The 12,347-nt window shown below is 58.1% G+C and carries 8 protein-coding genes; 4 read left to right on the forward strand and 4 right to left on the reverse strand.

Features of this window, described 5'->3' with window-relative positions; translation table 11 throughout:
• Window positions 1-639: 639 nt before the first annotated feature.
• The 3 genes from Q0J85_RS10215 (at window position 640) to hcp (ending at window position 3,709) form a co-directional block, all read left to right on the forward strand.
• Window positions 640-1,230: a TetR/AcrR family transcriptional regulator gene (locus Q0J85_RS10215; RefSeq protein WP_294481078.1), complete on the forward strand. Its 591-nt coding sequence runs from the start codon at window positions 640-642 to the stop codon at window positions 1,228-1,230.
• A gap of 98 nt (window positions 1,231-1,328) precedes the next feature.
• Complete coding sequence (locus Q0J85_RS10220; RefSeq protein ID WP_294481080.1) at window positions 1,329-2,141, forward strand: 4Fe-4S binding protein; 813 nt, start codon at window positions 1,329-1,331, stop codon at window positions 2,139-2,141.
• A 29-nt stretch (window positions 2,142-2,170) separates the two neighbouring features.
• Window positions 2,171-3,709, forward strand: coding sequence for a hydroxylamine reductase (gene hcp, locus Q0J85_RS10225; protein WP_367274633.1), 1,539 nt, complete (start codon window positions 2,171-2,173; stop codon window positions 3,707-3,709).
• A gap of 94 nt (window positions 3,710-3,803) precedes the next feature.
• On the opposite strand, the gene Q0J85_RS10230 is transcribed toward hcp, so the two are convergent.
• Genes Q0J85_RS10230 through Q0J85_RS10245 form a run of 4 tightly spaced genes read right to left on the reverse strand, consistent with a single transcriptional unit; the run spans window position 3,804 to window position 10,910 of the window.
• Window positions 3,804-5,195, reverse strand: coding sequence for an MFS transporter (locus Q0J85_RS10230; protein WP_294481085.1), 1,392 nt, complete (start codon window positions 5,193-5,195; stop codon window positions 3,804-3,806).
• 21 nt (window positions 5,196-5,216) lie between these two features.
• Window positions 5,217-5,933 (reverse strand): type II secretion system protein, encoded by a 717-nt coding sequence (locus tag Q0J85_RS10235; RefSeq protein WP_294481089.1) that lies wholly within the window; start codon window positions 5,931-5,933, stop codon window positions 5,217-5,219.
• Between the two features lie 18 nt (window positions 5,934-5,951).
• Window positions 5,952-9,824 carry a hypothetical protein gene (locus Q0J85_RS10240; RefSeq protein ID WP_294481092.1) on the reverse strand — a complete coding sequence of 1,291 codons (3,873 nt, stop codon included), beginning with the start codon at window positions 9,822-9,824 and terminating at the stop codon, window positions 5,952-5,954.
• A 54-nt stretch (window positions 9,825-9,878) separates the two neighbouring features.
• Complete coding sequence (locus Q0J85_RS10245) at window positions 9,879-10,910, reverse strand: LacI family DNA-binding transcriptional regulator (protein WP_294481096.1); 1,032 nt, start codon at window positions 10,908-10,910, stop codon at window positions 9,879-9,881.
• 276 nt (window positions 10,911-11,186) lie between these two features.
• Between Q0J85_RS10245 and Q0J85_RS10250 the strand changes: the two genes are divergently transcribed.
• On the forward strand, window positions 11,187-12,311 hold the full coding sequence (locus Q0J85_RS10250; RefSeq protein WP_294481099.1) for a uroporphyrinogen decarboxylase family protein: 1,125 nt from the start codon (window positions 11,187-11,189) through the stop codon (window positions 12,309-12,311).
• Window positions 12,312-12,347: the final 36 nt, after the last annotated feature.

Below are 12,347 nucleotides of genomic sequence, written 5' to 3' on the forward strand. Positions count from 1 at the left end.
CCGAGACAGCCGAACTGTCGAGCCAGACCGGGCTGCCGTCTGCATGCAGATTGGTCGTGAGCCCGGCAGTTCCCTGTCCGCCGATCACTCTTTCTATCATCATTTTCCGTTTCATTTCCTCTGTTTCCGCAACAAATCCCCTTCCCGATCGGATTCCGTCGACTCCCTGCTCTCAAAAAAACAAAAGTGCCCTCGCCAACGCAACTACGACAAGGAAACATATTCCGGCGGCTACGCAGAGAGACGTACCCGCACGATATCTTTCCGTCAACGTCATGGTGAAGTGGCAGTTCAGGCGAGGATGCCGATTCCCGGCCGCCATCATTACAGCTTATTTACATTAGTTTCTTCCTCCGTATTTTCGGGATTATCCCTAATTTACTTCAGATTCTGCCGAATGCAAATAAAAACCGGTATCGACACTCTCTTTTTTTCGCCATAACGTCTGTCGCGCCCACGTTGGCGAGGGCTCAAAACAGAATTTTCATTAACTAATACACCGATTATCCCATTATTCTTGCACTGTTGTGTAAAAAAAACCGTTTTTTTTCAGCTCTTCCCGCGATTTTCCAAGAATAACCTTGATTTTCCCCGAATGATCACTATATTGTTAGTAAAGTATCACTAACGGAGAAGACGATGAAGTTGACGAAACGGCAAATTGAAATCATCGATGCGGCCCTCGAATTGATTGCCGCTGGTGGAATTCAGAATCTGACGGTCAAGCACCTGGCAGAAGCCCTCGGCATCACGGAGCCGGCCATCTACCGTCATTTCAAAAGCAAGTCCGAAGTCGTGAAAACCATGATTGCCGGTTTCGATGAAGAGGTCGCGCCATCCGAACCGGGACAACATGGATTTGAAGCAGTTGAGGCATTCATCCGCAATCGTTTCCGTCAGGTTGCGGCTCGACCGGCACTGGCGCGGGTGCTCTTTGCCGAGGAGCTTTTTATGGGAGAGGAAGAGTTTTCCGGGCAGATGCTGGCAATGATGCACCGCCACAAGGCGGCTCTCGAGCGCCACTTTCAGGAAGCGCAGTCTTGCGGCGAAATCCGTCCGGAAATCCAGAGCGACACGCTCTTCCGCCTCGTATTCGGACCCGTCCGGCTGCTGATCAAGCAGTGGGGGATGTCCGGCGGCGCTTTCGACCTCGCAACCAAAGGCGATGAACTCATCGCCGCATTGAAACAGATCCTCCGTCCTGATCCGCAAACCGGGCGTGCAAAATGACTTTTTTTACTGCTTCACCTGAAAAAAAACTTGACTTCCCGATCAGCCGGATTATATTGTTAGTTATAGATCACTAACATCAAAAAAGGAGAAGAGCGATGAAACGGAAAATCATAGAGATCGATGAGAAGAAGTGCAACGGCTGCGGGAAATGTATTCCGAACTGTCCGGAGGGAGCGCTGCAGCTGATCGACGGCAAGGCGCGGCTCGTGAGCGACCTCTTCTGCGACGGACTCGGGGCGTGCATCGGGGAGTGTCCGCTGGGGGCGATCCGCGTCGTCGAGCGGGAGGCGGAACCGTATGATGAGCGGCGGGTCATGGAGGGAATCATCCGGCAGGGCGCCGGCACGATCAAAGCCCATCTGGAACACCTGCGGAGCCACGGCGAGTTCAAGCTTCTCGAAATTGCGATCGCCTGCCTGAAAGAGCGCGGAATCGCGGTACCGGAGCCCGCGGCTCCGGCGGGACATCCGCACGGCGGCTGCCCCGGGATGCTGGCGAAGAAACTGGCGGCAAAACCGGCGGGGAAGCCTGCAGGAGGCGCTTCGGCACTGCGCCAGTGGCCGGTTCAGCTGAAACTTCTGAATCCGGCGGCGGAGTATTTCGACGATGCCGATCTGCTTGTTTCGGCCGACTGCGTCGCCCATGCGTACGGTTCGTTCCACCGGGATCTGCTCGACGGGAAGATTCTGATCATCCTCTGCCCGAAACTCGACAGCGACGTCGATGGATATGTGGAGAAACTTGCGGAGATCTTCCGGCGGCACACAATCCGTTCCGTGACGGTAGCGCGCATGGAAGTGCCCTGCTGCGGCGGAACGGTCGAAATCGTGCGCAAGGCGCTGGAAATGGCTGGAAAGAGCCTCGAAATCAACGTGAAAACCGTCGGAATCGACGGCGAAATCCAATAACCTGAAGTTAAGAGGAGGAGATCATGAGCATGTTCTGTTTTCAGTGTCAGGAGGCGTTGGGGAACACCGGCTGCACCGCTGCGGGCGCCTGCGGAAAAAAGGCTGAAACCGCAAACCGGATGGATGAGCTGCTCCGGCAGCTGAAACTGCTGGCGCTGACCCGGAAGCCGGATCGGGAACTCGGCTTGTTCGTCGTGCAGTCGCTTTTCATGACAATCACGAATGCGAACTTCGACGAGGCACGGATCGCGGCGCAGCTGGAACGGGCGAAAGAACTGACCGGTCCGACCGCCGCGCAGGCACCGCTCGGCGTGCTCTCCTGCGCAAACGAGGACATTCGTTCCCTGCGGGAGCTGCTCACGTACGGGCTCAAGGGAATCGCCGCATACGCCGACCACGCCGCAATGCTCGGCAAAGAGGATGACGCGATCTATGAATTCGTCTTCAAGGCGCTCGTGGCGACCACCCGGGAACTCTCCGCGGAAGAGCTCACCGCTCTCGTGCTCGAGTGCGGCTCCGTCGCGGTAAAAACCATGGCGCTGCTGGACGAAGCCAACACCACCACTTACGGGAATCCGGAGATCACGCAGGTGAAGACCGGAGTCGGCAAGCGGCCGGGCATCCTCATTTCCGGGCATGACCTGCGCGATCTGGCGGAACTGCTCGAACAGAGCGCCGACTCCGGAATCGACATCTACACCCACAGCGAAATGCTCCCGGCCCATGCCTACCCGGAGTTGAAGAAGTATCCGCACCTCTATGGAAATTACGGCAGCGCCTGGCATCGCCAGAACGTCGAATTCGCCGCGTTCAACGGGCCGATTCTGATGACGACCAACTGCATCACGCCGGTTCAGGCGAGCTACCGCGACCGGATCTTCACCACCGGCATGGCGGGCTATCCGGGCGTGCCGCACATCGCCGACCGGACACCGGGCAAGCCGAAAGATTTCTCGGCGATCATCGCCCTCGCGAAACAGTGCCCGCCGCCGGAGCCGCTCGAGGACGGAGTCGTTACTTGCGGATTCGCCCGCAATCAGGTGCTCGCGCTGGCAGACAAGGTGGTTGAAGCGGTGAAATCCGGAGCGATCCGCCGTTTCGTGGTCATGGCCGGATGCGACGGTCGGCACAAGACGCGCGAATATTTCACGCAGGTCGCGGAACAGCTGCCGAAAGACACGGTCATCCTGACCGCGGGCTGTGCGAAGTACCGTTACAACAAGCTCAATCTCGGCGACATCGGCGGGATTCCGCGCGTGCTGGATGCGGGACAGTGCAACGACTGCTACAGTCTTGCGGTCATCGCGTTGAAGCTCAAAGAGGCGTTCGGCCTCGACGACGTGAACAAACTTCCGCTCTCGTTCGACATCGCCTGGTACGAGCAGAAGGCGGTGGCGGTTCTGCTCGCCTTGCTGGCGCTTGGATTCAAGGGAATCCGGCTCGGGCCGACGCTCCCGGCGTTCCTCTCGCCCGGAGTGGCAAAAGTTCTGGTCGAGAACTTCGGGATCAAGCCGGTCACCCTCGCGGACCCGGCCTCCGACATCGAAGCGATGATGCAGGGGAAGTGATCGGAATCCATCCCCGCAGGGTTCATGGGAGGCGGGGGCGCGTCAGCGTCTCCGCCTCCGCCTCATTCCCGCCGCAGCGGAATGCCGTGGCGGTTCATCGCGGCATCGGCGGCTGATAGGCGGCGTCTCCTCCGCATTTCATGTAGTTCCGGAAAACTTTCAGAAATACCAGAATGGAGAGGAATGCGAGAAACGCCCCCACCGGAAACAACGAACGATAATCGTGCGCAAGCAAATCAAGCGCGCCCCCCAGCAGCGGCCCCATCACCATCGAACAGAATGAGAGGATCAACCCGGCCGCTGAACCGAATTGGGCGAACAACTCCCGCGGCACCAGTCGCGACGGCATCGATGCAGTCAAAGTGAAAAAACAACCGGAAATAACTCCGTGCAGCACAAAGATGACGCCGAACCAGCGCACATCCGATAAGAGCCCCCACCCCGCGATCATCACCGCCAGATATGCCGCCATGGAGGCGATTCCGCAGCGAACCGGATGAAAACGGTCCGCAATCGCCCCAAGCGGATAGCTCAGGATCAGAGAGGCGACATAAGTGATCACCAGATAAAGGCCATACATGCCCATGTCGATCCCGAGTTTTTCAGCATACTGGATTGAAAAAAAGTTGATCGGCATAAAGGTGATCGATCCGAGAGCGATCGCCGACATGTACCAGCGATAGTAACCCATCGAAAAGCTCTGCCGCAGATATGTGACCGCCGAACGCATGACCCGGACCAAAACCGGCCCGCCCTTTCCGGGAGCGGAACTCTCCTCCTCGGGTGGAGGCGGATACTCCCCCTCTTTCACCTTGAAGCAGAGCAGCAGAAGCCCGAGCAGATAAAGTGTCCCGATTCCGAGAAAAATCTCCGAAGTGTGAGTCCTCACACGCTCAATCAACCAGCCGTTGTAGAGAATACCCGCACCGAGACTGACCATGCGGAACAATCCGAAAAACCGCCCGATCAACTCCTGCGGAACCACATCGTTGACCAGTGCCCCGAAAAGCGATCCCGACAACGTGGTCCCGAAATCGAGCATCACCCACGCTATGCAGAAAAAGAGCAGCATCCCCGCATGTTCCGAGACCGCCGGAAGAACCCCGTGCAGCCAGCTGCCGAGAATTCTGGAAAATCCGAGCAGATAAAGCCCCAGCACAATGAAAGGCGTCGTGAACATCAGAAACGGAATCCGCCGCCCCCACCTCCCCCGGTGACGGTCGGACAGATAACTGACCGCCGGAGAAAGAAAGAGATTCGTGAAATTCGGAAAGCCGATGATGACAAGTCCATAAACCAGTTCCGACACCCCGATCTGCTTGATCAGCAGCGTGGCCGAGGGCGATACCGCACGATCTTTCAGCGCCCATGGAAAATCTCCTCCCAGCAGATAGATTCCAAGCAGAAACAATCCCCCCGCCGTGTAGGAGAGCGTGCCGACACGCCAGACCCGCTTCCCGGAAGCGGATTCGTTCATAGAAGCCATTTCCATCGTCTCCGGAAGCCCTTAATCATGAAACACGTAATTGTACACGGCTCCCTTTGCGATGTCTTGAATTGAAATCACTTCGACTCCGCCGTCATTGCGTCCAGCGACCGCCCGGGTGTTGCCGTTGTGTCGCATGTGGATGCTGCGCTGGGAAGCCGTCGTGCCGAGCTTCCCCCAACTGCTGGAGTTCGGGATATTGTTACCGCTCAAAGTGGAACTTTGCAGACTGCTCTCATGATATCCGTTCCGGGTGCTGTCCGCCAGAATGATCCGGCTGCCCTCCAATCTCGCAGGATCGAGAAAGACGCTGTTGGCGCCATCGGAAGTCAAATCCTGCGCCCCGAGCTGATAATATCCCGTTGCATCCCAGAGTCCGTAAGTCTGATGATAGCCCTCGAAATCATCTGGTTGATAGGAGTCGCACATGATCAACGTCTTCCGATCCATGACCGGCTCCGGCAGATAGCTGCTGTTTTTGCAGAGCAGATATCCCCAGTAGCCCTCTTTGGTACGGATCGATGTATCGGCGGCATTGTACCGACTGGAGGGATAAAACCGGTAGTCCACCGCATACATTCCGAGCGCGAGGGTGATCTGCTTCTGATTATTGACGCAGTTGCTCGTCCGCGCCCGGGCCCGGGCCTGATTCAATGCCGGAAGCAGCATCGATGCAAGAATCGCGATGATCGCAATCACCACGAGGAGCTCTATCAAAGTAAAAAAGCGTTTTTTCATCTTCGGATTCCTCCCTTATTATTTGACCGGTTCCAGATAAAGGTAAGCGAGATTCATGGACCCCGCATTGGTATTTTCCATGGTAACAGTAACTTCTCCGGCGGGGAGATCGAAAATCAGCTCCTCTTCTCCGCGTGCAAAACCGTCGAGAACCCACTCCTCCGGCGAATGACCGAAACCGCCGGTCGGCGCAAAGAGAAACGTTCCGCAATCCCGGCCCGCGACCGTCAGCTTCCGCTCCGCCAGCCGGGAACTGGCGCGCAGCATGAGCAGACGGTATTTCCCCGCTTCCGGAATCCGGAACGTCCAGCTCAGCGCATGGCCGTGGTTGTCCCAGCCGAGCATGCAGCCATCCTTTGCCAGCGAGCGGCCCATTTCGATTTTGACTTCGCCCCCCTTTTCAGAGGAGAACTTCGCGGCGGGAATCCGGATCACGCCCGGAGCAAGAACGCGCTTTTTCTGCATGCAGAGCGGGACCTGTCCGCGCAGTATCCGGCCTCGGTCGCCCTTTTCCATCAATTCACCGCGGATCAAAAGCCCGTCTTTCACCTTGCCCGAGGCGGTCACCCGTGTCACAGAACTGTCGCCGGGAGCGAGGTTGACTTCCCACTCGGAGGGCGTAAGCGTCACCCCGGCAGGGGCTGAAAGCTTCACTTTCCCTGCAAGCGCCCCCCGGCGCGAAGCAGTGACCGTCACCTGCAGATACGGTTCATCACCCTGGCGGAAAATCAAACTGAAATTATCCGACTCCTGCGTCGGCAGATACGGCAGACACGCATCGCAGGGATACCCCTGCGCATTGTTCAACACGCCGGTGCGATAGGAGTGCTCCTGTACAAGCGCCGGACGGCGGTCCATGGCCGGAATTGCAGTAGTGTAAATTCTGGCCTCACCAGGCATCGAAACGATCACCTCTTCACGCCAGTCGCCGAAAAGATCGGCAGTTGTGACCCAATTCCCCGCAAACATGCCGCCGACTGGGCCGCCACCGAAGTCGCGAATCATGCCTGTGCACTCCTCCTTCTCGAGGTCCGCGTCCCAGTAGATCCCCCGCTTCATCGGGCCGACTGAGGCGCCGCGGTTCAGCAGCCGCCCCGACCCTGTGAAGAGCCAGCGACGATCTTTCGATGGACCGCGCCCGTCGAAGTCCAGCCCCATAACCTCCATCCCCGGCAGCGTCGGATCCAGATCGATCGCATAACCGTCGTTGACGTGCCAGGTCTGTTCATCGAGTCCCCAGAGAATCCGACCGGTTTTCGCGTCGGCGACACAGACACCGTTCTTCTGCTGCGGAGTCTCATAGATGTAGGCTACCTCGAGACCGGGATTTTCCGGCATAATGTCGGAGAGGTACATGTAGTCGTTGTGTCCCATGCCGGTTGACCAGAGCACACCGCCGTTATCATCGAGCGCCATGCTGCCGAGGAGGATTTCATCTCTGCCGTCCTCATCAAGATCGGCGACGATCGTGGCGTGCGCGCCCTGCCCGCGGTATTTTTTCGCAAAACCGTCGTTATCGAACTTCCAGACGTTCTCAAGTTTGCCATCCCGAAGCTGCCACGCTTCGACTTTCATGAGTCCGTAGGTGCCGCGCAGCGCCACGACACACGGAGTTTTTCCGTCAAGATAAGCCATGGTGAGCTGATTGCGGCAGGCGAGATTGTAGCTTTCAAACCCGTCGCGCGACGGCCACGGTGCGCGGGCGATCTCCCGGCCCGTCGCACCCTCGAGAATGACAAGATATTCCGGTCCGGTGTATACGCGCCCGACCTTGTCGCGCGGATCGCCCTCCCCCATCTTGAGCGCCACCTCCGCCCGGCCGTCGCCGTTGAAGTCATAGACGATGAAAGGCGAATACCAGACGCCGCGCTCAATCGCCCAGCCAAGGCTCTTTGTCCAGAGCGGGGTACCGTCGGCGCGGAATGCTTCAAGCCGGTAAGGTTCCGGAGTGGGATACCAGTAGGCATCCCATGGGTCGATGTTTGCATCGGGCGTCTTGAAAACGTAATCATAAGAGCCGTCTCCATCGAGGTCGCCGACGCCCACACGCATGACGGTCGCTTTCGGGTCGGAGAGCTTGAACTGGATGAAATTCTGCTTGAGAAGCGCACTCTCACCGGCCTTGCCGGAGAATCCGGCGGCAGGACGTACCGCGTAACGATCGCCGGGTTGTGCCTCCGGATCGGTGAAATCGCAGGTCTGGATAATCGGCTTTCCGTTCAACCGGGTCTCGCGGCCGTCGCGAATGCGAAACACATCGAAGCCGATGTCGGCGGGATCCTCCTTGAGCAGCCGCCAGGAGACATAGGCACCACCACCCTCCCCGCCGGGAATTGCGATCACTCCCCGATCGAGATTTTCCCGGACGGGTTCTTTCGCCCATCCCTGAACCGGCGGAGGATTCCCCGGCTCGCGTTCGCGCATGACCTGAAAAAAATCCAGGTACGCCGCCCCGACCCCGGCATCGTGCCGAAAGCAGTTCGCAGCATAAAATTCGAGGAAACCGGTATCGGATGAGACCCCCTCGAAAATTGTCGCCTTGTCGGAGAACTTCCGAAAATTCTTCCCGTCCGGGGAAATGCCGTAGCTGCGCCCGCCCGTGCACTCGACCGTGTACTTGACCCCTTTTTCGACTGGAATACGGAACTTCAGCATGGCCGACTCCGGATCGGTTGCGGAGCGGTCCGTCTCACAGGCGGAACCGCGCAGCACCTTGCGACCCGACCAGCGGGAGGCATTCACATCTTTTGACCAGAGTTCCCATTTGCCGCGCTCCGGAACGTCTACTGTCAGAAGTTCGCGGTTCACGACACAATCCTCGGCTTCGAGCCGACGGCTGCTGCCGTCGTCTTTGAGCCAGCTCACACCGGGATCGGGATACTTCACCGGCGGCGGCGGAATCGGGACGATTTTTTTCCCGGCGTTCCCCTCTTTCAACCGTTCCAGCGTCACGTAATCGAGATAGACCGCCCCGTATTTTGCGGGATCTTTCTCCGCATAACAGTTCGAGAGTTTCAGTTCGAGAACGCCGTTCTTCACCTCGAACCGCTCCGCGATGACTCCTCTGGCGGAAACACGCTTGAAATTCTTTCCGTCGAGCGAGATACCGAACGTCCGCCCGCCGTTGGCCGAAATCCGATACGCGCCGTTCTCGACCGGAATGCGGATGGTAAGGACCTGCGATGCCGGATCGAGCGGCTTCCGGTCGGTGCGAGGTCCACCGATCCGCAGAACCTGATCTCCCGACCACGCTCCCTTGCGATCTTCGTTCCAAACATCCCAGGCGGTCGAAGAAAGCTTGTTTGAGCCGAGTTTTTCCTGTTCGACGACGTAATCCTCAGCTTCAAATCGCTGCGGAACGCCCGGTTTCAGAACAGCTTTCGGCATTGCTTTCGGCAGATTTCCGAGCCGCTCGGCAACGATGCGGTCGACGTAGACCACCCCGTAATTGTTCGGATTCGCCTCGGCATAGCAGTTCGCCAGTTTCAGTTCCAACGTTCCGCCGCGCACTTCAACCCGTTCAGCCACCACGCCGCGCGCATCGATCCGGGCAAACGTTTTTCCGCCATCGGCCGAGATTCCGAACGTCCGACCGCCCGTCGCTGAAATCCGGTAGACTCCATCTTCCAGCGGGAGACGCAGTGTCAGCATCGCAGATGCCGGACTCTCCGGTGCGCGATCCGCCCGCGGGCCGCCGATCCGCAAAACCGTTCCCTCCGACCAGCGTTTTCCCATCGGGTCGGTCGTCCAGATGTCCCAGACGTCGGAGGCCAGCCGGTCGCGGTTGAGTTTTCCACTTTCCACAACCACTTTCTCAGCCTCGAAAAGCCGCGTTTCCGCCCCGACCAGCGTCGTCGCCGCGGCGCAGAACAGACATACCGTTTTCCACATCTTCCGTTCTCCTTTCAATAATATCACGTGATATTAACAGGCTGTTAAAAAAAACTACCGCTCCGGGAGTCGAAAACCCGGAGTCGTGTCGCGTAAAACCATGTGAGATGCCAATTCCACAGACGCATATTTACCATGCAGCAACGCATTCTCAAAGAGCTGCCATCCGGAAAAGACGATGTCCTCCACGGGATTGCGGACCGAAGTGAGCGGCAGCGCGTTGAACGGCATGTCGAGACCGTCCACACCGATCACCGGCAGCTCTTCAACGCCGCTGCCGCACTCCATGAGCGCAGTCACTGCTGAGTTCGCCAGTTCGTCGGTAAAACAGCAGAGCGCACCGGGACGCCTCCGGTTTGCGAGCAGTGACCGGATCTCGGTGACCGTCTCCCGGTGGCAAGAGACCGAGTGACGGCTCTCCAGCCGGATTCCCGCCTCCTCCAGCCCGCGGAAGATACACTGCTCCCGGATCGAAATCGGATTGCTGACCATCTCCGCAAACGTCAGATACGAAACGCTTTCCACTTGATTGCAGCGCAGGAACTCCACCAGTGTCGCGGCGATTTTCTCTTCCGTTACGCCCACCCGGGAGATATTCGGCACTCCAGGCGTATTGTGCCCGAGCATGACCAGCGGCAGGTGAAGCCCGGTCAGCCGTTTATAGACATCGAGATTCCGGTCGCCGCCGGTAATCGCGAAAAGCCCGTCGATCCCGCGCGAAAAAAGCATCTCGAGTTTGCGTCGCTCGAGATCGAGATTGAAGTTGTAGAACTCCAGGAGCGGCATGTAACCGTTTTCAACGCAACGCTCCGCCAGCAGGTCGCCGATCACGCGGCTGAAGAGAACATTCGAGGTGTTCAGCAGAATCCCGATGTTGTTGCTGCGCCCCGAAACCAGCGTGCGCGCGGAGTTGTTCGGAATGTAGCCGAGCTCTTCAATGGCTTTTTCGATCTTCCGGCGCGTGTCGGGACGCAGCCCGATATTGTTCTTCGCGTCCCGGTTCAAAACCGCATAAACCGCCGTACGAGAGACTCCCGCGGCCTCCGCCACCATCCGCACCGTAATTTTACGCCTCGGTGAAATCATCGCTTCCCTGTTTAATATCACGTGGTATTGAAAATCTCGTTTTTCCCCCGGATCAACCGTTTCATTTGAGCTGAGAAAAAGTTAATATCACGAGGTATTGCACTATAATTATACCAAACTTTGCCTTATTTGTCAATAGCGCGTCGAAAAAAAAAGCATTTTTCGATATTACGACGGAAGAGGAATCCTGTTTTTTCCCATCGGAAAGGATTGCAAAACTCCGCATTGGCGATATATTTCCTGAACACGAAAGATCTGGCGGGGAAGGAGTCTGTCATGAGTTTTGCCGCAACGCCGCGGGAAGCGGCCGAAAAAATCTGGAACACCTATCGGAGAGTACCGGAAAGCGGTTTCATCCAGCGCGATTTCGGCCTCTGGATGTGCATCGACGCCTGGCGGAAAGACGGGCTGCCGGAGGGAAGCGAAGCGGAACTCTTCTCCTACGAACCCTCCGGGAAAGCCGATTTGCGCGGTCTGGGCTGGACGGAACCGGCATTTGAACCGGAGTTCCCCGAACGAGTGCTCGAGGACCGCGGCGAGACCGAGATCGTCCAGGACCGGGCCGGGCGCGGCGTGCTTTACTTCAAGGGACGCCGTCAGGGATTCATGCCGGAATATGTGTCGCACCCCGTCACCGACATGCGGTCGTGGCAGGAGAATGTCAAGCCGCGATTGCGCTTCGATCTCCCGGAACGCATCGCAGCCCGCAAAGCCGAGGCCGGCGCCGTCAGGGACGCGCGCGAAAAAAACGGATCACTGGTCTGCCAGAACATCATCGGCGGCTACATGTACCTGCGCAGTCTCCTCGGCCCGGAAGCGCTGCTCTATGCGTTCTACGACATGCCGGAACTCATCCACGACTGCATGAAAAGCTGGTTTGAACTGGCCGACGCAGTCACCGCCCTGCACCAGGAATTCGTCACGATCGACGAGGTGTTCTTCGGGGAGGACATCTGTTACAACCACGGCCCGCTGATCTCGCCGGATATGATCCGCGAGTTTCTTTTCCCCTATTACCAGCAGCTGCTGACCAACATCCGGCAGCGGCAGCCGGATCACCGCGATCTTTACATTCAGCTCGACACCGATGGCGACTGCCGCAGCATCATGGATCTCTATATCTCCGGAATCGGCTGCAACGTCTTTTCGCCGTTTGAAGTGGCTTCCGGATCCGATGTGGTCGCCATCGGCAGGGAGTATCCGGACATAGTGCTCACGGGGGGATTCGACAAGCGGATTCTCGCGGCGGGCCCGGAGGCGATCGACCGCGAGGTCGACCGGATCTTTCCGGTCATGTTCAAACGAGGCGGCTACTGGCCCACCTGCGATCACGGCGTCCCGGCCGAAGTGAACTGGCGGGATTATCTGCACTTCCGCAAACGGTGTCTCGAATTCGCCTAGAATCCGGCCCGGCGGGAACGCGGCGGCTGGTCCGCC

It is taken from the genome of uncultured Victivallis sp. (assembly GCA_944389935.1).
Taxonomy (GTDB): Bacteria; Verrucomicrobiota; Lentisphaeria; order Victivallales; family Victivallaceae; genus Victivallis.